Origin of the sequence: Algoriphagus machipongonensis, assembly GCF_000166275.1 — a bacterium.
In the GTDB taxonomy this organism is placed as follows: domain Bacteria; phylum Bacteroidota; class Bacteroidia; order Cytophagales; family Cyclobacteriaceae; genus Algoriphagus; species Algoriphagus machipongonensis.
In genome coordinates this window covers 1,418,880-1,442,464 of the sequence record NZ_CM001023.1, presented here as the reverse complement: position 1 = coordinate 1,442,464, position 23,585 = coordinate 1,418,880, and the positions used below count along the sequence as shown (strand labels likewise).

General features: G+C 38.2%; 19 protein-coding genes and 1 tRNA gene. 11 read left to right on the top strand and 9 right to left on the bottom strand.

The annotated features are described in order from the left end of the window. The first annotated feature begins 50 nt into the window (after positions 1 to 50). A complete protein-coding gene (locus ALPR1_RS06220; protein WP_008199268.1) occupies positions 51 to 668 on the top strand; it encodes a hypothetical protein in 618 nt (205 codons plus the stop codon). A 46-nt stretch (positions 669 to 714) separates the two neighbouring features. On the opposite strand, the gene ALPR1_RS06215 is transcribed toward ALPR1_RS06220, so the two are convergent. Genes ALPR1_RS06215 through ALPR1_RS06200 form a run of 4 tightly spaced genes read right to left on the bottom strand, consistent with a single transcriptional unit; the run spans position 715 to position 4,244 of the window. Then, positions 715 to 1,641 (bottom strand): aspartate carbamoyltransferase catalytic subunit, encoded by a 927-nt coding sequence (locus ALPR1_RS06215; RefSeq protein ID WP_008199267.1) that lies wholly within the window; start codon positions 1,639 to 1,641, stop codon positions 715 to 717. A gap of 2 nt (positions 1,642 to 1,643) precedes the next feature. Next, positions 1,644 to 2,192 (bottom strand): bifunctional pyr operon transcriptional regulator/uracil phosphoribosyltransferase PyrR, encoded by a 549-nt coding sequence (gene pyrR / locus ALPR1_RS06210; protein WP_008199266.1) that lies wholly within the window; start codon positions 2,190 to 2,192, stop codon positions 1,644 to 1,646. A gap of 34 nt (positions 2,193 to 2,226) precedes the next feature. Then, positions 2,227 to 3,849, bottom strand: coding sequence for a hypothetical protein (locus ALPR1_RS06205; protein WP_008199265.1), 1,623 nt, complete (start codon positions 3,847 to 3,849; stop codon positions 2,227 to 2,229). Further along, positions 3,846 to 4,244 carry an EVE domain-containing protein gene (locus tag ALPR1_RS06200; RefSeq protein WP_040303298.1) on the bottom strand — a complete coding sequence of 133 codons (399 nt, stop codon included), beginning with the start codon at positions 4,242 to 4,244 and terminating at the stop codon, positions 3,846 to 3,848. Before ALPR1_RS06200 ends, ALPR1_RS06205 begins: the two co-directional genes overlap by 4 nt. Positions 4,245 to 4,347: 103 nt before the next feature. On the opposite strand from ALPR1_RS06200, the gene ALPR1_RS06195 reads away from it, so the two are divergent. Both ALPR1_RS06195 and ALPR1_RS06190 read left to right on the top strand, forming a co-directional pair. After that, positions 4,348 to 6,063, top strand: a complete 1,716-nt coding sequence (locus ALPR1_RS06195) for a helix-hairpin-helix domain-containing protein (protein ID WP_040302600.1) — start codon at positions 4,348 to 4,350, stop codon at positions 6,061 to 6,063. A 49-nt stretch (positions 6,064 to 6,112) separates the two neighbouring features. Continuing rightward, entirely contained in the window at positions 6,113 to 6,400 is a 288-nt protein-coding gene (locus tag ALPR1_RS06190; protein WP_008199259.1) for a hypothetical protein, read from the top strand. Between the two features lie 85 nt (positions 6,401 to 6,485). On the opposite strand, the gene ALPR1_RS06185 is transcribed toward ALPR1_RS06190, so the two are convergent. From ALPR1_RS06185 to ALPR1_RS06170, 4 genes are all read right to left on the bottom strand, one after another. Continuing rightward, positions 6,486 to 9,017 (bottom strand): ATP-dependent Clp protease ATP-binding subunit, encoded by a 2,532-nt coding sequence (locus tag ALPR1_RS06185; protein WP_008199258.1) that lies wholly within the window; start codon positions 9,015 to 9,017, stop codon positions 6,486 to 6,488. Between the two features lie 81 nt (positions 9,018 to 9,098). Further along, positions 9,099 to 9,722 (bottom strand): WbqC family protein, encoded by a 624-nt coding sequence (locus ALPR1_RS06180; protein ID WP_008199256.1) that lies wholly within the window; start codon positions 9,720 to 9,722, stop codon positions 9,099 to 9,101. A gap of 54 nt (positions 9,723 to 9,776) precedes the next feature. Next, on the bottom strand, positions 9,777 to 10,406 hold the full coding sequence (locus ALPR1_RS06175; RefSeq protein ID WP_008199255.1) for an L-threonylcarbamoyladenylate synthase: 630 nt from the start codon (positions 10,404 to 10,406) through the stop codon (positions 9,777 to 9,779). A 17-nt stretch (positions 10,407 to 10,423) separates the two neighbouring features. Next, the gene (locus ALPR1_RS06170; RefSeq protein ID WP_008199253.1) at positions 10,424 to 10,828 is read right to left on the bottom strand and encodes a (deoxy)nucleoside triphosphate pyrophosphohydrolase; all 405 of its coding nucleotides are present in this window, start codon (positions 10,826 to 10,828) and stop codon (positions 10,424 to 10,426) included. 90 nt (positions 10,829 to 10,918) lie between these two features. Here ALPR1_RS06170 and mltG point away from each other — a divergent pair, with 90 nt between their 5' ends. From mltG to ALPR1_RS06140, 6 genes are all read left to right on the top strand, one after another. Further along, positions 10,919 to 11,962: an endolytic transglycosylase MltG gene (gene mltG / locus ALPR1_RS06165; protein ID WP_008199251.1), complete on the top strand. Its 1,044-nt coding sequence runs from the start codon at positions 10,919 to 10,921 to the stop codon at positions 11,960 to 11,962. A gap of 2 nt (positions 11,963 to 11,964) precedes the next feature. Continuing rightward, a complete protein-coding gene (locus ALPR1_RS06160; protein WP_008199245.1) occupies positions 11,965 to 12,369 on the top strand; it encodes an acyl-CoA thioesterase in 405 nt (134 codons plus the stop codon). 13 nt (positions 12,370 to 12,382) lie between these two features. Further along, the gene (locus ALPR1_RS06155; RefSeq protein ID WP_008199241.1) at positions 12,383 to 13,366 is read left to right on the top strand and encodes a YihY/virulence factor BrkB family protein; all 984 of its coding nucleotides are present in this window, start codon (positions 12,383 to 12,385) and stop codon (positions 13,364 to 13,366) included. 97 nt (positions 13,367 to 13,463) lie between these two features. After that, a complete protein-coding gene (locus ALPR1_RS06150) occupies positions 13,464 to 15,299 on the top strand; it encodes a DUF885 domain-containing protein (protein ID WP_008199240.1) in 1,836 nt (611 codons plus the stop codon). A gap of 138 nt (positions 15,300 to 15,437) precedes the next feature. Beyond that, positions 15,438 to 15,522, top strand: a tRNA-Ser gene (locus tag ALPR1_RS06145). Between the two features lie 639 nt (positions 15,523 to 16,161). Next, a complete protein-coding gene (locus tag ALPR1_RS06140) occupies positions 16,162 to 16,959 on the top strand; it encodes a DUF4595 domain-containing protein (protein ID WP_008199239.1) in 798 nt (265 codons plus the stop codon). A gap of 395 nt (positions 16,960 to 17,354) precedes the next feature. Here ALPR1_RS06140 and ALPR1_RS06135 read toward each other — a convergent pair whose 3' ends face one another. Further along, positions 17,355 to 18,356, bottom strand: a complete 1,002-nt coding sequence (locus ALPR1_RS06135) for a hypothetical protein (RefSeq protein ID WP_008199238.1) — start codon at positions 18,354 to 18,356, stop codon at positions 17,355 to 17,357. 524 nt (positions 18,357 to 18,880) lie between these two features. Here ALPR1_RS06135 and ALPR1_RS06130 point away from each other — a divergent pair. Next, the gene (locus ALPR1_RS06130; protein ID WP_008199236.1) at positions 18,881 to 22,027 is read left to right on the top strand and encodes a SusC/RagA family TonB-linked outer membrane protein; all 3,147 of its coding nucleotides are present in this window, start codon (positions 18,881 to 18,883) and stop codon (positions 22,025 to 22,027) included. A 30-nt stretch (positions 22,028 to 22,057) separates the two neighbouring features. Continuing rightward, positions 22,058 to 23,527: a SusD/RagB family nutrient-binding outer membrane lipoprotein gene (locus ALPR1_RS06125; RefSeq protein ID WP_008199234.1), complete on the top strand. Its 1,470-nt coding sequence runs from the start codon at positions 22,058 to 22,060 to the stop codon at positions 23,525 to 23,527. Positions 23,528 to 23,585: the final 58 nt, after the last annotated feature.

Genomic DNA, 23,585 nt, shown 5'->3' with positions numbered 1-23,585 from the left:
AAGATTTGAAACCTTTTTTGTATTCCGAAATTCACAAAAACTGCATTTCCATGAAAAAGATCCTCACACTACTTCTCATCATCGCTTGTATTCCTTTTGCTTTTTCCCAACAAGAAGGGAGATTCAGAATAGGAATGGATTTAGGTCCTGCCATCCCTAAAGATGGGGGAATCGGTGCATTAGTAAATATCGAGCCCAAGATCAATTTAAAAGACAATATGAATGTTGGGTTAAGGTTTGGAGTAGCAGCACTCGCAAAAGATGTTACCTACTATGATATCGCTGATGATTATGAGGGTGAAATTTCTGGTAACTTCTCAGTAACAGGGACTTTTGACTATTATTTCAATAAAGGAAAAAACCAATTAGCGCCATTTATTGGAGCTGGTTTTGGTTATTTTGCATTGAGTAGTATTGAGGTAAATAGTGGAGACTTTGATGATCCGGATAACTTTGGGGACTTAGCAGCTGACTTCAAATGGGCTCCTATGGTAAGAGCGGGCTTAGAGCTTGGTAAATTCAGATTAGGTGCAGAATACAATTTTGTCCCCAACAGCAATCTACAAAATGCTTCAGGAGACGTTATTGGCGAGGCCATTAACCAGTATTTTGGTTTTACCCTCGGTTTTTACGTTGGGGGAGGTCGATGGAATTCCCTTTGGAATTAAGGAAGCCAATAGATTTCCTCTAAATGCAATTTGATCAATCTTTAATTTAACCCTTTGCGCCAGCAAGAAGGTAAAGCACTGCCATTCGCACTGCCACACCATTTTGAACTTGCTCTAAAATAATTGCATGTTCGGAGTCTGCCACATCAGAGCTCAATTCAACGCCTCTGTTGATAGGCCCCGGATGCATAATTACAATCTCTTTATCCAATTCTTCGAGCATTTTTCTATTGATGCCATAATAGAGGGAATATTCTCGAAGGCTAGGGAAATATTTGATTTGCTGACGCTCTAATTGAATTCTCAATACGTTTGCCACATCACACCATTGGAGAGCCTTTCGAACGTCCAGTTCTACTTTCACACCAAGGCTAGCTATATGCTTTGGCAGCAAGGTAATTGGTCCACACACCATCACTTCGGCCCCTAATTTTTGTAGGCAGAAAATATTGGAAAGCGCTACTCTGGAGTGTAGGATATCACCAATAATCGCTACTTTTTTTCCTGCAACATCTCCCAGCTTCTCTTTGATGGAAAATGAATCCAACAAGGCTTGGGTAGGGTGCTCGTGAGTTCCGTCACCCGCATTTACAATATTCGCAGAAACATTTCTACTTAAAAAATGGGGTGCTCCGGGACTGGAATGTCTCATGACCACCATATCCACTTTCATGGAAAGAATATTGTTTACTGTATCTACCAGGGTTTCTCCTTTTTTAACGGAACTATTCCCGGAAGAAAAATTTACTACATCTGCAGAAAGTCTCTTTTCTGCAAGTTCAAATGATAGCCTAGTCCGAGTAGAGTTTTCAAAAAACACATTGGCGATCGTGATATCTCTAAGAGAAGGTACTTTCTTAATCGGACGGTTGATAACTTCTTTAAAATTCGCTGCCGTTTGTAATATCAACTGAACATCATCTTCAGAGATGTTTTTGATGCCTAGCAGATGTCTTGTGCTGAGTTGAGACATGGTTAACTTTTATCTTTCTCGGTGATCCAAATTGCGTCTTCCTCGTGTCCTTTCTCTTTCCATTCCACGACCACATATTGACTCTCTAATGTATTGATTCTAACGCCAAAATAATCAGGCATAATTGGATAATCCCGAGTGAGTTTCCTGTCCACCAAGACCATTAACTCTACTTTCTGGGGTCTCCCAAATGCGATCATAGCATCCATTGCAGCCCGGACAGAGCGGCCTTTATAAAGCACATCATCAACCAAAACCACCTTTTTACCTTCTACTAAAAAGTTGATTTTCGTCTCATTTGCAGTTAATGGAAGATCTCTCCTTCTGAAATCATCTCTATGGAAAGTAGCATCTAGGTAGCCAGAAGGTACGGTAACTCCGGAAATCTCCTCTAACAATTCTACGATTTTGTCAACTACCAAAGTACCTCTAGGCTGGAGTCCCAAAAGCACAGTATTTTCGAAATCATCATGATTTTCGATCAGCTGATGGCAAAATCTCCTGAGGGTGATTGCAATTTGTTTTTCGTCTAAGACTAGCCGTTTTTGCATGGGTTAGATTTGGGGGTAAATATAGAAAGAATTTCTAGTCCTGAGCTTCTTCAGGCTGGTACAAATCTCCATCAATTAAAATTTTACTTACAAAGAACACCTCTCTGACCTCTTCTTTACCATCTTCAGATAAGAATCGAATCTTCTGCATGCCACTAAGTAAGAAGTACCTATCGTACCAATGAAACAATCGGAGACTCTCCACATCGGTATCTCTTATTCTTTCTTCTTCATCGATTAACTCAATTTCAAAATACTGGTTTTCAAAAATTTTCTCACCATTTTTAAAATAACTGGCAACGATATCGAGATTTTCAACATACATGTGATACACATCCTCTCCAACAACTGCCATTTCTCCAAAAGGATCTGAATAAGTCGTTACAAAATCTCCGTAAGAACTAGAGTTATCCCATATCACATTTCCTGCCTTCGCTATTTTAGCAAAATGAGAAGAGATATAGTGAAATTCTGTGGTTACTTGATAGGAGCCGTTATTAGGAAGGGTTGATTGGTAAAAAGGATCTGAAAAATAGGGTGTATATCCCATTCTTCGGGTTCGATCATAACGATACATACTGGAAGGAGAATAGGCTCCTGGTCTCGTACTCCCCCTGGCATTGACGATATTATAGTGATCAAAATAAACATAATAGGCTTCCGGAGTGGTATAAACATCCCGGATAGAATAGATATTAGAAATATTGAGTTCTTTTCCTTTTTCTATGTCTTTTAAAATCTCTTCTTGCTTTTTTTGCTTCTGCTTGTCCTCTAAATAATTATAGAAGTTTGGAAAATCTTCTAAAGTATAGAGCTTGACTCCATACTCGCCAAACTCATTAATATCCATGACATACATACCTTGGTAGAGGCTTCTTCTTTCAATCCCAAAAGCACCTATCATTGACTGCTGGTAATTATTGATAGGAAGAAGCAATGCATCCATGATTTCTTGGTCTTTCTGAGCAAAGTCCTGCACCTTAACTTCGCGCATTAAGTTTCCTTCCAAATCATAGGTATTGATTAAAATCTCTTTGCTTCTCCGATTGTATTCTTTACTGATCACTAACTCTATTTCTTTGTATTCAGGCACTTTTCTCAATTGAAGAATTTGAGTGGATGGATTATAAATTCCTTGTACTGTATGAACAGAAGAAGTTTTTAAATCTAAAATCTGAAGCGCTGGATTTTTATCAGTAGACCCTAAAAAGATAGCTTTATCGTCCTCAACCAAAAATTCGATTAGCTGCATGTCTAAGAGGTTATTGGCATCAAACTCAAGCCCCCTTTTAGTATCAAGATCGATCTTGAAAATGTATTTATCTGCGTTGTAACTACTACCTTTTTGAAATAATAGAAACAAAAAGTTGTCGTCTAGGTCATATCCTAAAATATCGAAGCCTTCTTTAACAGGAAATTCTATTAGGTCAGTAGAATCAAGAGAAGTGTTGGTAGTAAAGTACTGTAACTTCCTTCTAGAGTTGAGCCCCTTTTCCGGAATCGTCCTAAAGGCAATAATCCCATCATCAGATCTAGCAATCTCAAAATTTGATTGGTAGAATTCAGAAGGAACTTCAAACCTTTCAATAAATTTCACTTGGGCTAGCAGTGAAAAATTGACAAGGATAAATAAGGTGATTGTGAAAATTGGCTTCATGATCCCATCTTTAGAATCAGATCAAATTCAGTTTTTTCCATAGACATTACAGATAAGCGACTTTGTCGAAGCATCAACATATCGGCAAGCGCATCTTCAGCTTTGATTTCATGTAAAGTAACGGGATTCTTCAATTGACTGTTTACTTTTAATTTTACTGCTTCCCATTTTTCATCCGTAGGATCTGGAAAGTGCTCTTCTGAAACTTCTGCCACTCCTACCACTGCTTTTTCTTTTCCACTATGATAAAACAGTACTTTATCACCCAACTGCATTTCTTTGAGGAAATTTCTTGCCTGATAATTCCTGACTCCATCCCAAATATCCTCTTTCGCTTTTTTGAAATCTTCCCAAGAATAAGACCCTGGCTCAGATTTTACCATCCAATAATTCATTTCTTCAGAATTAAATTTCAAATTTAAGTTAAGGTTTCGACCTTTAAATTGAAACTATAAGTCGGGACAATTCTCTCATTAGTCAAAAACAAATAAAAATATTTTGGATCACAAGACCATCCTGAAGAAACTTAAACTCTGCATCCAGCTAATGGAATTGCATGAGGAGAATTCATTTAAAGTCAGAAGCTACCAAAGTGCATTAAATTCCTTGGATAGAGGAAACGATGACTTAATGGATTTATCTGATTCTGAACTTCAAAAAATTCCAGGAATAGGAAAAAGCATTTTTGAAGCAATTATTGCTTTGAAAGAAACTGATAGCTTTCCCTTGTTGGATGAATTGCTAGAAAAAACTCCTACAGGAATACTGGAAATTCTACAGATAAAAGGACTTGGACCTAAAAAAGTGAAATTGCTTTGGGAGGAGCTGGGAATCACAAGTACCCATGAGTTGATGGAAGCCTGTCAATCAGGCAAAGTAGCAAACACTAAAGGCTTCGGGGCAAAAACCCAAGAGACCATTATCCAGAACCTTGAGTTTAAAGCCTCCAATGCTGGAAAATGGCTTTATGCAGACATAGAAGAAACCATAGAAAAATTAGGTCAGGAACTTAAAGGATTATACCCTGATGCAGAAATTGCTATCGTGGGAGAGTTTGCTAGGCAAATGGAAATAATTGCTGAGGCAGAATGGCTGATCGGTTTAGAGTCCCTTTTTGGAGGAAAAGAAAAGTTGAAGAAATGGGAGATTATAGACTGGGATATGAGCGCTTCTGGCCCCTTTGCATGGAGAGGAAAAGTAAAAGACATAGATCTTCAAATCACTGTTCATTTCTCTAGCAAAAAGGATTTTGCTGGTCGAAAAATCGCATTAAGCTCCAGTCCAATGCATTTAGCTGAGCTAGTCGATGACAAGGGAAGTATTTCAGATAGATTGGCATTAAAGAATTTTAGCTCGGAAAAGGAGTTTTATCAAATCAATGAATTACAATTTATCCCTGCCGAACTGAGAGAAGGATACGGCGAAGTTGCTTTGGCAAAAGAGAAGAAAATCCCCGAGCTTTTGACAGATCAAGACCTGAAAGGAATTCTTCATAACCACTCCACCTACAGTGATGGCAAGCATAGCTTAAGACAAATGGCTGAAGCCTGTCGGGATTTAGGATATGAATACTTGGGTATTTCGGATCACAGTAGAACTGCTTTTTATGCCGGAGGACTAGAAGTGGAACGAATACAAAAGCAGCACCGGGAAATCGACTCCCTTAACGAGGAAATGGCGCCATTCAAAATCTTTAAGGGAATTGAAAGCGATATTTTGCCAGATGGAAGCCTAGATTATCCAGATGAAGTTTTAGCAAGCTTTGACTTCATTGTTTCATCCATCCATTCTGTCCTCAATATGGATATCAAAAAGGCAACTACCCGCCTTTTAAGAGCGATAGAAAACCCTTACACAACCATACTTGGTCATCCTACAGGAAGACTATTATTAAGAAGGGCAGGATACCCTATAGATCATCGAATAATCATAGATGCCTGTGCTAAAAACAATGTGGTAATTGAAATCAATGCTAATCCATGGAGACTAGATTTAGATTGGAGATGGGTTCGCTATGCATTGGATCAGGGAGTTAAACTTTCCATCAATCCGGATGCCCATGAAATCGATGGTTATGCAGATATGAAATACGGCGTTTTGGTGGGTAGAAAAGGTGGTTTAGGTAAAGAAATGACCTTCAATTCCATGAGCCTTTCTGAAATTGAAAAGTATTTTTCGGATCGGAAAAAAGCCATCTCTTCAAACACAAATTAAAGAATCCTCTTTCTTTGTTTATCTTCGAGCTTCAAAAGATTCAGTAATTATGAAATGGCGTGATTTGCCCGATGGGGTTTTATTAGAAAGGTCTTTCCTGTTTGGGATTGTAGGCATCATTTTGGGCACAATTTCGATTGTCATTACAAAATTTCAATTGTTCCAAATTCCTATGGGTCCATTGAATGGAGTAAGCCTGATCCTTCAACTTTTCGCTGTGGGCTTAGCCATTTTGGTAATCAGAAAACGAAAAGTAAGCAAAGAGGATAAAGAAAAAGCTCAAAAGATGATAGTGGTATTGGCAGCAGCCTTGGTGTTTTTCATTTTGACAATCTGATTAAGAACACTCTTCCAAAAACATTAAAAAACAAAAACCCCGAATCTCAATTATCCGGGGTTTCTTATTTTCTAAGCTAATACTATTAATCAGCCTTCTCCTTCTTATTTACGGTAATGACCAATTCTGATCCTTCACCAGGATAATCTGCTGTAATCACATCTCCTTCTGACAAATCTCCTTTTAGGATTTCTTCAGCAATAGCATCTTCCAAATATTTCTGAATAGCTCTATTTAGAGGTCTTGCGCCATACTGTTGGTCATAACCTTTTTCCGCTAAGAAGCCCTTCGCTTTGTCAGTGAGTTCTATTTGATAGCCAAGGTCCGTAATTCTGGAGAACAACTTACCCAAACTGATATCAATGATCTTAAATAAGTGCTCTTGGTTCAATGAGTTGAATACAACAACATCATCTAATCGATTCAAGAATTCAGGACTAAAGGCTTTTTTCAAAGCAGATTGAATGGTAGACTTCACTACATCATCCATATTATCCTTCTTGGCTTTGTTTGCAAAACCGATTCCTGCACCGAAATCTTTCAAGTCTCTTACTCCGATATTGGAAGTCATGATGATGATTGTATTTCTAAAATCAACTCTTCTTCCAAGACCATCTGTCAAAATCCCATCGTCCAATACTTGAAGTAAGATATTAAATACATCTGGATGGGCTTTTTCGATCTCATCCAAAAGGACTACTGAATAAGGCTTTCTTCTGACTTTTTCTGTCAATTGACCACCTTCTTCATAGCCAACATATCCTGGAGGCGCTCCTACTAATCTGGATACAGAGAATTTCTCCATGTATTCAGACATATCAATGCGGATCAAAGAATCTTCCTTATCAAACAGATAGGTAGCAAGCATTTTCGCTAACTCTGTTTTTCCTACTCCTGTAGGCCCAAGGAAAATAAAGGAACCAATAGGCTTTTTAGGATCTTTCAAACCAACCCTAGTTCTTTGAATTGCCTTTGTTAACTTCTTGATTGCTTCATCTTGGCCGATAACTTTTCCTGCCAACTCATCATTCATTGTAAGAAGCTTCGCTCCCTCTTTCTGAGCAATTCTCTTGGCTGGTACTCCCGTCATCATGGCTATTACCTCAGCTACATGCTCTTCATCGACCACATATCTTTTGGTCTTTGACTCCTCTTCCCATTTGACTTTGGCAGCATCCAACTGCTCTAATAACTTTTTCTCTTTATCTCGGAGCTGAGCTGCTTCCTCATATTTTTGAGATTTCACTACTCGGTTTTTCTCCGTCTTGATATCTTCTACTTCTGCTTCAAGTTTCAGGATTTCATCTGGAACGTGAATATTGTTGATGTGAACCCTAGCTCCTGCCTCATCCAAAATATCAATGGCTTTATCTGGCAAGAAACGATCAGAAATATATCTATCAGAAAGTTTTACACAGGCATCAATCGCGGCATCGGTATAATTTACATTATGATGATCCTCGTATTTATCCTTGATGTTATTTAAGATTTGGATTGTTTCCTCTGGTGAGGTGGCATCCACCATGACCATTTGGAATCTACGTGCCAAAGCTCCATCTTTTTCGATGTATTGACGATACTCATCCAGAGTAGTGGCACCAATACATTGGATTTCTCCTCTTGCCAAGGCAGGCTTGAACATATTGGAAGCATCTAGCGAACCAGAGGCTCCACCAGCTCCCACTATCGTATGTAGCTCATCAATGAATAGAATCACATTTGGAGATTTCTCCAATTCATTCATCACTGCTTTCATTCTCTCCTCAAACTGACCTCTATACTTGGTCCCTGCCACTAAAGAAGCAAGATCTAAGGTTACAACGCGTTTGTTAAAGAGAACACGGGATACTTTTTTCTGAACGATTCTGAGTGCAAGTCCTTCTGCGATGGCAGTTTTACCCACACCTGGCTCACCGATCAAAATTGGATTGTTTTTCTTTCTTCTGGAAAGTATTTGAGCGACACGCTCAATCTCTTTTTCTCTACCAATTATAGGATCCAGCTTATCATCTTCGGCCATCTTGGTTAGGTCGCGACCGAAATTATCTAAAACCGGAGTTCTTGATTTCTCAGTACCTGATTTAGATGATCCTGATCCACTACCTGTAGAGCCAAATAATTTTGATCCATCCTCATCTCCATCCTCAGCTTCTGCTCTAGCTGTAGGAGAAGCTCCGCCATCGGATTGCATTTCCAGCATCTCTTTGACAGAGTCATAATTGACATCAAATTTATTCAGTATCTGAGTAGCAATATTATCTTCATCCCGAAGTATGGACAATAATAGATGTTCCGTTCCTATCAGTTGACTTTTGAAAATTTTAGCTTCTAAATATGTTATTTTCAATACCTTCTCCGACTGTCTAGTCAAAGGAATATTGGCCATATTCTTCACATTGTGATTGGCAGTACCTTTCACTGCTCTTTCGATAGCACCCCTTAGTTCGTCAAGTGGTACTCCAAGTTTTTTAAGAATGGAAACAGCTACACCTTCACCCTCTCGGATCATCCCCAGCAAGAGGTGTTCTGTACCTATATAATCATGTCCCAGGCGAAGCGCTTCTTCACGGCTGAGAGAGATCACCTCTTTAACTCTGTTTGAAAATTTAGCTTCCATTTAATTCCTTTCTGATTGTTTAATATACCTGTACGTATGTTACCGAATTTGTTTCAAAAACACAATCCTTTTGAAGATTGTTCATAATTTTTTTATAGAACTTAACAAAACCTTTTTTGCTTCAGGTCCCATACAAAACAAAAGATCGATAATACTCAGGTTAGGCTCAAAGTCTAAGCCAAAAAGTTGGGTATACGGAAAGGCTTGATAGTAATTTCTTTCGGTAAATGGCCTTGAGGGCATAATTTGCCCCCTTATGTCCAAATCCACTTGCTCCTCTGAGAGGTTTTCACAAACTGTCACCTTGCCTTTAAATTGCAATAACTTAAGACATATTGTCAGCATTTCTTGATTTAAACTCCACAAACTAGTATGTGTCTTCTCTAGAACAGGCTGCAGGTATGGAAAATAAAATTCAAAAAAAGGTGCCTTACCATAGGCAGATTGGATTCCGCGTAAATGAATTTTCTGCCAATTCTGTCGATAATCTATCAATACTTTGTTTAAAGGAAGCCTTGGCCTCCGACCCTGAATCGGAACACTTAGGGTTTCCACTTTATTTGCCAACCTGATTTTTGCCCGGTTCAAATAAGATTGTCTCTGATAATACTCCTGAGGAGAAATCAAGATTTCATCCGCATCTAAGATTGCCACGAAGAACTCAATACAAGGAAGGAAATGTAAGTCTACAGCGACTCTTTTCATATTTTTCTTTAAAACTCTAAAAAAATCAATTTACGAATACCCAGCCTCAGATGACTATAAAATCTCCTCAACGTTTCCAAGTCCTTCACGAATAATCTCCATTTCATGACCAGTACAATCCAGGACTGTAGAACCTATATTTTGACCAAAACCTCCATGAATAACTACATCCACTAAATGCTCATATTTTTCAAAGATCAATTCAGGGTCTGTGCTGTACTCTAAAACCTCATCCTCATCTCTTATGGAAGTAGATAACAAAGGTTGACCTAATTCCTCCACCAGCATTCTTGGAACTTTATGGTCGGGCACACGAATCCCCACGGTTTTTTTCTTGCTGTGAAGAATTTTTGGAACCTGGGTATTAGCTTCCAAAATAAAGGTATAAGGTCCTGGCAATGCCTTTTTCATCATTTTAAACACCGGTTTGGTAATGACTCGGGTGTAATGAGAAATGGTACTTAAATCGGCACATACAAATGAGAAATTGTGCTTTCTAGGATTAATACCTTTAATCCTACAAATCCTCTCTACAGCTCTGGTGTTGGTGATATCACAGCCGAGTCCATAAACCGTATCCGTAGGATAGATCACAACTGCCCCATCTCTCAAAAGAGCAGCTATTTCCCGAATCTTTTTAGGATCAGGGTTTTCTTCATACAATCGAATAAGCTCCGCAGCCATGATTTTAATTTTTCTGATTAATCTTTAAAAGGCCATTTTACTAAAACTTCCTTATAAATGGGAATATCAGCAGGTGCCCATTGGAAGCTTTCCAATTCACCTATATTAACCCATCGAACCTCCTCATGCTCCGTCAATTTAATTTCTCCTGAAATCCAAGAGCAAAGAAAAGGCATCAATTCTATTACTTTTTCCTGAGAAATTTGAAATCTTGAAGAAGAAAGTCTTGTACCAACTTCCACTTTGATATGTAACTCTTCCAAAATCTCCCTTTTCAAGCATTCTTCAGCAAGCTCATCAGGTTCGACTTTCCCTCCTGGAAACTCCCAAAACCCTGCCAAATCCATTTTATCAGATCTTTTAGTAATTAAAATCTTTCCATTATGGATAATAATAGCACAAGTTACGGCGATGGTTTTCATATAGATAAAGATAATCGATAGCAAAAGAACGTAAAGTGAAAAGTCCCGTGTAATCTCAGGGAACTTATTTTTTCCTATTTTTGAATCCGTATGCGTAGCGATAAGAAAAACAAAATATTTCTAGTCTTGATCATTTCCTTCTCGGTCTTGGCTATTTCTATGTCCTTTTACTTTTATCAAGTGTTTTTTAGCCCAAACACTTTGATAGAATCTAGCGAAAATTACACCTTAAAAATACCAAGCAATAGCACATTTAAAGGAGTAACAGATCGCTTGTATAAAGATCAGGTCATTAATGATGCAGTGAGCTTTTCTTTTGTTTCCAAAGTACTAGGCTATCAAGAGGCAGTCAAACCTGGATTGTATATCGTCAAACCACAAATGACCAATTTAGAATTGGTTCGCCTTCTTCGCTCAGGAGACCAAACGCCTGTTAGAATCACTTTCAACAATATCCGGACGAAAGAGGATCTAGCAGAACGCATCACCAACAATCTTGAAATGAATGAAGATCAGTTTCTGGAATTAATTCAGGACTCAGTATATATCCGAAAGTTTGATTTTAATGAAGAAACCATCATGAGTATGTTCATTCCGAATACTTATGAGGTTTGGTGGAACACCAGTCCAGAAGCACTTTTTGATCGAATGCATAAGGAATATCAGGCTTTTTGGACGGATGAAAGAAAAGCAAAGGCAAACGCATTAGGCCTTTCTCCCAAAGAGGTTAGCACTCTAGCTTCCATAGTCCAATCGGAAAGCCAAAAATCGGATGAGCGCCCAAAAATTGCCGGAGTTTACCTCAACCGATTAAATTTAAATATGCCTCTTCAGGCAGATCCAACATTGGTTTTCGCATTAGGTGATTTCACCATCAAAAGAGTTCTGAACGTCCATAAGGAAATCGAAAGTCCTTACAACACTTACAAATATCCAGGGCTTCCTCCAGGACCAATCAACCTTCCTGATATTAATTCTTTAGAAGCAGTGTTAAACCCCCAAGACCATAACTATCTTTATTTCTGTGCCAAGGAGGATTTTTCAGGCTATCATGCTTTTGCTACCAATTTAGCTCAGCATAATGCCAATGCAAGGAGATATCAAGCAGCGCTAAATGCTGCAAAAATATACTAACCATGTACCAGTCAGAAACTCAAATTCGGGTAAGATATGCCGAGACAGACCAGATGAGTTATGTCTACTATGGTAATTATGCCATGTATTTTGAAGTGGGAAGAGTGGAAGCGATGCGAAACATTGGTTTCAGCTATAAGGAAATGGAGGATGACGGTGTGATGATGCCAGTACTGGAAAGCCATTACCAGTATTTCAAGCCGGGCAAATACGATGAAACATTAACTATCAAAACTACCATCCCTGAACTTCCTGGCGTACGCATAAAATTTGAATACGAAGTCTATAATCCAAATCAAGAATTAATCACCAAAGGTTGGACAACCTTAGCCTTTCTGAAAAAAGACAGCCACGTTCCGACGAGACCTCCGCAGAATTTATTAGCTTTATTGAAACCGTATTTTTAGAATCAAGTAGCTTGTGGTCAAGGAAAAGATTGAATTATTCCGACAACGTCTGGAAAATAAAGCGAAGTATTTTAAAAAAGTCCATTTTGGCGATCCTGACAAAAACGTATATGATGTCGGAAGGATATTTATACAGCAGCTTCAAAAAGACGATATTGTAGAAAGAGCAGGTTCTGTGGCCTTTAGCTTTACCCTTGCCCTTTTCCCTTTGATTCTTTTTCTATTGAATATTATCCCTTACCTGCAGGATTTTATTCCCATTGTTACCACCCAAAACATTCTGACTTTTATCCAGGAAATGCTTCCCGGAGAACTTTACGCTCAGGCTGAAACCACCATCATGGATATTGTCTCTAGACCCAGACAAAGCTTAATCTCCTTGGGTTTCTTCTTCGCCTTGTTTTCCTCCACTCAAGGCGTGGTTTCAATGATGAACTCCTTTAACTCCGTATACCAAACCAAAGAAAATCGAGGCTTCTTTCAAACCAGAGCGATAGCAGCAAGTATCGTTTTTATCCTAGTCCTTACAATTTTTGCTGCCAGTGCTGTAATGATCATCGGTGGTGTAATCATTCGAAGGCTGGATGAATTGCAGCTTTTTAATTCTGACTTCATGATCTTTCTTTTTTCCACCTTGAAGTTTATGGTACTCCTCTTTATGTTTTATATCACCACCGCATTTATTTTTCGCTTTGCGCCAGCTGTCCACGACAAATGGAGGTTTTTTTCTACCGGAGCAAGATTAGGAGGACTTTTGATTACCCTTGGGTTTTATGGCTTCACATTTTACCTAAACAACTTTGCCAGCTACAACAAACTTTATGGATCCATCGGTACCTTAATCGCTTTGATGCTTTGGCTTCTAATCACATCATTAATCGTATTGGTATGCTTTGAGGTCAATGTGAGTCTGGACTTAGTAGAGGAGGATAAGAAGCTGCGAGAATTCGAGGAGGAGGAGAAATACATTCCTGTAGCGAAGAATGACAACGATTAATTACCTCAGAAATAAGTCTTTATAATTGATTTTCCAACCTTGTACATGCTATCTTTAGCAAATATAGGTTTCCTATTACCCACCAAACCAAAGCCTTATGAAATTTCTAAAATTTCCAATTCCACTGTTTTGCATTTCTTTTATGATGTTCTCTCTGAGTAGCTGTGAACAAGAAAAAGAAGCTACTGATGATACCGATGCACTCAATGCATGGTTTGATGAAGAATATGAAGAATACCTTCAAATGAGCCCTCTGCAATTGACAGCTCAAGGCAGGAAGGATCATTACTCAGAAATTGATGATATGAGTGAATCTGCCGAAAAGGAAAAATTGGATTGGTTGAAAGCTAGCGTCGAGGAGATGAATGAAAAATTCTCTTATGATCAAATCAATCATGAAGCTCAGCTATCCTGGAATTTATGGGAATACCAATATGAGCAGGCAAAAACCGCATGGGAATTCCGAAACTCAGGTTACATGTTTAATCAGATGACCGGAATGCACACTAACCTTCCCAATATGCTGATCAATTATCATAAGGTGGATTCTTTAGAAGATATGGAAGCTTTGATTTCCAGATATGCAGAATTAGGAAGAGCTATGAATCAGCTTTTGGAAAGGGCCAAAGTTCAGACAGCAGCTGGATATAAACCACCTAAATTTGCTTACGAATATGTGATCACCCAATCCGAAAATTTGATTTCGGGACAACCATTTGATAGTTCTGAAATGGATGCACCATTATGGAGTGATGCCATTTCCAAGATTGATAAGCTTCAAGAAGAAGAGTTAATCAATGCCGAGCAAGCTGAAGAACTGAAGGAGAAAGCAAAGCAAACCTTAATAGATTCATTTCAGCCTGCTTACCAAAACCTAGTTGTTTGGCTGAATGAGGAACTACCGACCCTTGAAGAGACACCAACTGGGCTTTCCAGACATCACGATGGTGAAGCATTCTATAATTTTAAATTAAATCAAGCCACCACCACTAATCTTACGGCTTCAGCAATTCATGAGATTGGATTGAAAGAAGTAGAGCGAATTCAAGCAGAAATGCTAGCCATCAAAGAGCAAGTTGGATTCGAAGGAGATTTAAAAGAGTTTTTCAAATTTGTCAATACAGACCCACAGTTTTTCTACCCAAATACCGACGAGGGAAGACAAGCTTATTTAGATGAATCCAGTGCCTTCTTAGACACCATTTCGCAAAAGCTTCCTGACTACTTTGGCATTCTTCCAAAAGCAGAGTTAGTGGTTAAACGTGTGGAGCCATTTCGAGAACAAGACGGAGCCCCTCAACATTACTCTCAGGGCACACCTGATGGAAGCAGACCTGGAACTTACTATGTTCACCTTTCTGATATGACTGCCATGCCTAAAACAACCATGGAGGGCGTTGCTTACCATGAAGGGATTCCTGGGCATCACATGCAGATTTCTATTCAACAAGAATTACAGGAAATCCCAAAATTCAGAACACAGTTCTTTTTCAATGCTTATGTAGAAGGTTGGGCCTTGTATTCTGAAGCCTTAGCAAAGGAAATGGGGCAGTACAAAAATCCCTATTACGACTTCGGCAGATTAGTCAATGAAATATGGAGAGCCATCCGATTGGTTACTGACACTGGATTGCATTCCAAAGGTTGGACAGAAGCTCAAGCCATTGCGTATTTCAAGGACAACTCCTCTATTGCTGACGGAGCAATTCAGGCTGAGGTGAGAAGATATATGGTAATGCCAGGCCAAGCCACCGGATATAAGATCGGAATGCTCAAGATTCAGGAGTTGAGAAGCAAAGCTGAAAGCGAATTGGGAGATAAGTTTGATATTAAGAAATTTCACGACCTAGTATTAGGTCAAGGAGCCTTGCCTTTGAATCTATTGGAGGAAGAAGTAGACCTTTGGATCAGCAAATCGTTGGGTTCCGAATAAGATATTTTGATTTCGTTGAAAAATTAATCCCAAAAGAATCAGGGGCTTAGAATAAAATTGAAATAAGGGCTTTGCAAAAGTTGACATTTATAATACCTTTGCAATCCAAATCAGGGGAAATAATCCTGATTTAGACCTAGAGGAGTGGCAGAGTGGTCGAATGCGGCGGTCTTGAAAACCGTTGTACCGCGAGGTACCGGGGGTTCGAATCCCTCCTCCTCTGCAAAAGAAAAGCCTTTCCGTGATCGGAAAGGCTTTTTTGCGTTTAGTTGCTCAAGCTTGCTTGATTCAACTAATCAGTAAAAATGCCTGTGCGAACGAAGAGAGCAGGCTTTTCTTTTGTAACTCCCCTCAAAACGGGATCGACGAAGTCAATCCCTCTATTTTTAAAAAATAAAAAAATAGCTTGGGTTTTTTCATTTCGAGTCGTCGGGGCTACCCGCTACCTGGCCCATCGCTAAAACAGTCCACTGGACTGTTTATTTACGCTCTGTCCTCTCCTCCTCTGCTAAACAACCCTTTTAGAGAATCGGAAATTATCTCAGGTTTAAAGCTTTGCTTGAGCGAATAGTTCAACAAAAAAAGCCGAAAGAAGCGAGGTGGGTTTTGCTTGTACCATATTCCCCAAAAGGGATCGACGAAGTCAATCCCTCTTTTTTTAAAAAATAGAAAAATTGCTTGGTTTTTTTCATTTCAAGTCGTTGGGGCTACCCGCTACCTGGCCCATCGCTAAAACGGTCCACTGGACTGTTTATTTACGCTCTGTCCTCTCCTACTCTGCATCAAGCCTGATATTGAAATTGTAAGTCTTTTCTTATCGCTTTAAACCAGTTTTTTTTAACTTTAATTAACTACAAATAAAATGAAACTTTTTAGTGTCTTTTTCTTCTGTCTACTAATTCTAATCTCATCTTGTTCTAGTGAAGATCCAAAACCAAAAAGACAAAATTGTTCACTGTCATCGTTAGAAGTAAAATATGATAGTGAAGGAGAAGTATTTGATGAGACAAATAACTACCCTATTATGATTGATTCAGAGGGCAAAATTACCCAAGGGTATTTTTGGGAGGATCAAATTGTTTCATTCAGCTATTCACCTACTGAAATCTTAGCCACTACAAAGGGAAAATCAGTTAAATACTACCTAAATGATTCCAACCTAATTTACAGGGCTGAACTCGATCAATCCGGTTCTCTCATAACTTTAACTTTTGAATATAGTGAAGATGAAAAGCTTATTAGGATTAATAATAAGTCTAATAACATTGAAGTTAAAATTGGCTATGAAAATGGAAATTTCACGGTATTTGAAAGTGAAACACCTTTAGAATACAGCAGTGATGAACCCTATATAAATACAATGATTTTAAAACATACTCCATTCTACTTTGCAAACACTATGGTCTTAGCTAGCGAAATAAAAGGCTGTAACATACTTTATGGACAAGGGTATTTCGGTAAGCTTCCTCAAAATAGAATAATTAGTTTAAGAATAAATACAGGTGCACAAACTTATCCTGCAAATAAATTTTATGCTTTCTCCTATAATTTTGATGAAAATGGCAAATTGACTTCAGTAATAGATAGTCATTCTTTTTATTCTAATGGTCGGAATGTCACTAGAATATGGGAGTATAATTACAGTTATCAATGTGAATAATTAAAACAAAGGTTCAGTATGCACCATATTCAAACTAGAACCACCTTAAATCCCCATTTAATAGAAGATTTAATATAATGATGTTGCAAGCGAAATTTTAAGGTTAATCATTCAAAGTAATTAATATAGGTTTGAACCATAACTTTGGGTAAAAGATGTCAATTAAGAATATATGGGACTATTCAAAATTCATTTATGAATTAAAATATTTGCAAGCGAACTCTAAAACCTCAAATAGAAAATAAACACTAGTGATTAAGCTTATCATTTATCAAGTTTAACAACAGCAAAGTTCAAAACCCACTCTCATCTTGATTTAGCCCAATACTGAAAAATGTTAGTCTTTTTCTTTTTTAGAATCGATTTACGTCGAATTTTTCTCTAAATACTGAATCTTATTTTCTATACCCACCCTCAGCATAGTCTGAGACAATACCAGAATTTGGAGTTTTACAATTCTCTGGGTAATCATAAAAAATTATACATTCAGGTAATCCATTTTCAAACAACACACGCACCCAACCTTGGCTATTCCCCATAAATCCTGAAAACTTATAATTGGCTTGAATAATTTTAGGCCTTCCTGACTGATCTTTACTTTGAATAGCTACATCGGATATGCTGCCAGCCTGATACTTATTAAAGACCCAAGTTCTCGCTTGGTCTTTGACAAGGTTATCTAATAGTTTAGTAAAATCCTGAGCTCCAGTGGGTCCACCAGACTCTTTCATTTGCTGATATTTGCTTACTCCTTCCAGTCGATCAGACTCCTGATTCAGGGCATAATTCATAAGATTTCTTTCAAACTGCTTTAAGGCTTCAGATTCACAAGGATTCAGAATAAAAAACCTCTCCATGTCCCCCAATAGGCCTTTTGACTTATGGACCATATCTAATGAATTGCCTATAGAGTTTGGGTCAGATAACATTTCCAAAGTTTTAGGAAAAAAATCAGATGCTTGCTCCTTCTCTAATCTCAATTGAGCAGCATACAATTCAGGGTCAGCAAAAATTCCACTCCCCACTCGTTCATATTCCACACAAACCCGACTTGTTTCCATTCCATTTTGGGTGGTCACTTCTTCGGTCACACAGATGAGATCCATGATCTCCACTTTATTTTCCGGCAGTTGATCAGGACAGGTCGCACCAAAAGTCCTCAAATACTTAGAGTAAATCATTAAAAAAAGTTGGTCCTCTCTCGCTAATTCTACATGCTCGAAATGACCACGATAGATATAATCATAGAACTCCGCGAAATACAATCCATCGGTATTCAATTCCTCAATAAGAAATGGGGCATCAGAGGTTTTAAAAGGAACGGAATTTACTGATGTCGCTGAAACCAAACCCACCAGAAAAATACTGAGAAAAGAAATTTTCTTAATTAATAACATATGCTTGAAAAATATTCGATGCTTTAAACAATTAAATAATCACCATAATTTGAAAAATTGTCTTTTTTAATGCAAATTTTTATTTATAAAACACATTTTAAACTGTAATAAAAAAAATATTTTGGTTTCTCTCATACCTTAAAAAGATGAAATCAGAGTAGTTCTTCTTCCTAAATCATCAAATACCTTTATCACATTCACAGAGACTTTTTTTAAATGTATTCACGCTTATCAATAGCCATATTTCCCCAGCGTTAAGCAAAACCCGCATTCATCTCAAAATATTACCAGCCCAATAAACTAAAATCCTATTTTTCCAAACAAAATCTTAAAACAGGTTAATCCTTCATTACTTTTCTGGATTTTGAATTAATGATAATATAACTGCCTTATCTCCCCTTCCATTGCCACACTCAATACTTTTGTGAAGTAAATCATCATTACTTAATCTTTAATATTTATACTGATTATTTAATGATTCACTAACACTTTACGCAAAATTTTAAACTAAACACAATTTTAGCATGAAAAAAACTTTTACGTTTTTTACTTTATTGATGCTTTTAAGCCCCGGCTTTTTGCTTGCACAAGTCCAAGTAAAGGGGAAAGTATCTGATGAAACAGGAGAAGGACTTCCTGGAGTTACGGTTTTGGTGAAAGGCACCACCAAAGGAACGATTGCAGATTTTGAAGGAAACTACACGATTAGTGCAGACGAAAACGCTGTGCTAGTTTTTAGTTTTATTGGCTTCGAAACTAAGGAGGAAGCTATCAATGGTAGAAGTATTATCAACCTCACATTAAATGAGGACAGCAGATCATTGGATGAAGTGGTTGTTACGGCTATTGGTATCAAGCAACAGAAGAAAAAGCTCGGGTATGCGACACAGGAAGTTCCGATGGATGTGGTAGGAGAAGCCTCTACATTAAATTTGGGTAATGCGCTTACTGGACAGATTGCCGGCTTGACAGTCAATAACCCAACTGGAATGTTTCAGTCACCATCTTTTAGCCTTAGAGGCAAAAGCCCATTGATTGTTTTAGATGGTATTCCTGTAGAAACAGATCTATTTGACATCTCTCCTGAAGACATTGAGAGTATCAACGTGCTAAAAGGAGGTTCAGCCTCCGCACTTTACGGTTCCAGAGGAAAAAATGGAGCTATCTTAATCACCAGAAAAAATGCTTCAAAAGAAGGATTAACAATCACTGCCACTACCAATAATATGGTGACTGCAGGTTTTACTGTTTTTCCAGAAACTCAAACTGAATATGGTAATGGGTCAAATGGTCAATATGAATTCTGGGATGGTGCTGACGGAGGTATTTCTGATGGAGATATGATTTGGGGGCCTAAATTCGAACCCGGAGTGATGGTTCCGCAGTGGAATAGCCCCATTCGAGATAAAGTAACTGGAGAAGAAATCGAATGGTATGGAAATGTAGCTGGGACTGTCTATGATGATAAATCAAGATATGAAAGAGTTCCTACCCCATGGGTGAGACATGACAACTTAAAGGATTTTATCAGAACTGGTGTGGTAACAAAAAATGACCTTTCTATTGCCTACCAAGGAGAGAAAGCCCAATTCCGATTCTCCGCTAATTATGCTTTTCAAAGAGGCCAAGTGCCCAACACCTCTGTGAATACAGGCGGATTTAACTTCAACTCTTCTTTCAAACTGAGTGAAAAACTTCAGTTAGATGCGACTTTAAGTTATAACAAGGTTTATTCTCCAAATTATCCACGATATGGATATGGGCCAAAAAACCACATGTATACTATCCTTGTTTGGATGGGTGATGATGTCAATGGTCAAGACCTTAAAGACCATATGTACGTCCCAGGATTAGAGGGCTACAGACAGGCTAATTACAATTACGCTTGGTACAACAATGTGTATTTTGCTGCTTACGAATTAAACCAAGTTTACAATAGAAATGTCGTAGATGGAAAATTGAAATTGAAGTATCAATTCTCTCCAAATTTCTATGTTCAGGGTAGAGTATCCGCCAGACAAAAGGGGCTTTTTGAGGATATGCAAAGTCCTAAATCCTATATGAATTACGGGGACTCCAGAAATGGTGATTATAAATTTTGGAATAACGAACAACTGAACCTTGACACTGATTTTCTTGCTGCATATTCCAAAGATTTTAATGAAACTATTGGAATATCAGTTAATGCTGGAGCCTCCACATTCTACAGAAGTTATAAGCAGGATTACTCCTCCTCAGATGGCTTGATTGTCCCTTATGTATACAGTCTTAATAACACTCAAGGACCTGTTCAAGCAACAAACTATGTTGAAGACAAGGAAATTAGATCAGTTTATGGATCAGCAGGTATTGATCTTTGGAAGTCAATCTTCTTAAACTTTACGGCTAGAAATGACTGGTCTTCCACACTCCCTAAACTGAATAATTCTTACTTCTACCCTTCTGCTTCAGTGAGTGCAATTGTATCGGAATTCATTACCATGCCTAAAGCAATTGATTTTATCAAGGTTTATGGTTCTTGGTCTGAAGTATCCAGTGACTTGAATCCCTACAGTATTTATTCAACTTACAACAAAGGCGTAACCTATGGATCTATTCCATCTGTAAATTACCCTTCCAGCTTGGTGAACTCCGAGATTATGCCTCAGAAGTCTACCACTTTTGAAGCTGGTTTATCTACTTCCTTTGCCCAAAGAAGACTTAGCTTAGAAGGTACTTACTATAGAATTCTAGATGAGAATCAAATCATTGATTTGAATATTTCAGAGGCTTCTGGCTTCAATTCGAGAAAAGTCAATGGTAATGAATATACCACTCATGGTTTTGAGGTAATGCTTAACTATGCTGCCATTAAGAGAGAGAAATTCTCATGGAATATCGGAGCAAACTGGACAAAATTCACCAGAAGCATTACAGACATCTATGGAGGAGCTGAAAAATATGGCAACCTCAAGGAAGGTGATAGAGCGGATAGTTATTACGCGACCGTATGGCAAAAAAGTGCTGATGGGCAATTAATTCTAGATGCCAACACAGGAATGCCAACTAGAGATCCATTTCCTACCAAAATCGGGCACTTGGATCCTTCATGGAGATTCGGAATCCAAAACCAATTCAACATCAACAAATTTAGAATTGCGATGGATGTAGATGGAGCCTGGGGTGGTTTAATCAGATCCCTAACCATTGAAAAAATGTGGTGGGGTGGAAAACATCCTAATTCTACTCTATATCGTGATGAAGAGTATGCTGCGGGTCAACCAATTTATGTTCCAGATGGTGTAGTAGTAACCGGTGGTGAGCTAGTTCGTGACGTAGACGGAAATATCATTTCTGATTCTCGTGAATACACTGATAATACCACTGCAGTTAGCTGGCAGACTTGGTCACAAAACTATCCTTATAGAGCCCAAGTGACAGAAGACGAAAGCGAAATTTTTGCTAATGTTTATGATCGCTCATTCTTAAAATTAAGAAGGCTTTCTGTGACTTATGATTTGATGAATGTCATTCCCTCCAAAAGGTTTAAAAATCTGGATCTGACAGTATACGGGTACAATTTATTTGTAATAAAGAATCTTCCTTACCTAGACCCTGACTTTGGAAACGACAACAACTTGCAAGATCCATCTTCCAGGTATGTAGGAATGACTTTAAAAGCTGTTTTTTAATAGATTTTGGCTATTCAAATAATTGAAAAAATGAAAAATAATATATTAATACTATTCCTTTCCTTGGTGTTACTTTCTTGCTCTGATTTGGAGGAAATGAACATCAACCCGAATCTCCCTACTGAAACACACCCTCAGCTTTTGTTAACCAATGTAGAGTGGGACGTGTTCAGATCGTATAGCGGAACTTCTCCCTTATATGCCCAAAAAATGCTGGTACAAACGGATGGAGAAAACTCCAACCAATACTACAAATGGGACCGAGGTAGTTTTGGAGCATACTCCACATTGAGAAATGTAACCAAGATGATAGAAGAAGCAGAAAGAATTAACGAACCCGCTTACATTGCTTTGGGGAAATTCTTTAGAAGCTACTATTTCTATAACCTGACTTTAACGTTTGGCGATATCCCCTATTCTTCAGCATTAAAAGGTGAAACCGAACAAAATTATAGCCCGGTTTATGATGATCAAAGTGCAGTTTTCGAAAGCATTTTGATGGAGCTGAAAGAAGCAGATGATATTCTTTCGAGCCTAAATACCATCATTGCAGGAGACATCATTTACAATGGAAACGTGCAATCTTGGAGAAAATTAATCAATGCTTTTAGACTAAAAGTTTTGATCACACTTTCTCCTAAATCCGGAGAGGTGGATTTTAGTGAGTTCAACTCCATTTATACCAACAGCCCCTTGATGGAAAGTGAAGAAGAAAGTGGTCAGCTTGTTTTCTTAGATCAGCAAAACAACCGTTATCCTGATTTCAACAGTAGTGGATTCAGCTCCGGAATGTACATGGACTCCACCTTCATTCAGAGGCTTCAAGAGAGAAAAGATCCTAGATTATTTATTTACTCTACTCAGACAAGAAATGCCAAAGAAGCAGGAAAAGCTATCAATGACTTTTCAGCCTACGAAGGTGGGGACCCTGCCGCTCCTTATGGTGAGGTTAATGAAAAGGCTGCAAGAGGAGACGTTTCAAAAGTCAATGATAGATACCATAGAGATCCGGTTAATGAGCCTTACAAGTTATTAGGCTATTCAGAGCAGCAATTGATTCTAGCTGAAGCTGCAGTCCGTGGCTGGATCAATGCTGATGCTGAAATGCTTTATAAAGAAGGTGTTATGGGATCCTTCAGGTTTTACGAAATGTATTCTGAAGAGTACAGCATGTACGTAAGCCCAGAAGCAGCAAGTAACTATCTTCAAGAGCCACTGAATGACTTTTCTATGGCGAGCTCAGATGAAGAAAAAATCGAACTGATCATCATGCAAAAATACCTTCAGTCTTTCTTCCAAATGAAATGGTCAGGATTCTACGATCACTTAAGAACTGGATTCCCATCCTTCAGAAGACCTACAGGTGTTACTATTCCATACAGATGGATTTACCCACAATCTGAATACAATTACAACACAGAAAATGTGAGTTCAGCAATAGAGAAACAATTTGGTTCTGGAAACGATGACATCCACGAGATGCCTTGGTGGCTGAAATAACCATTAATACTTATAAAAATAGGGCTTCCATAAAATAATGGAAGCCCTATTTTGTTTA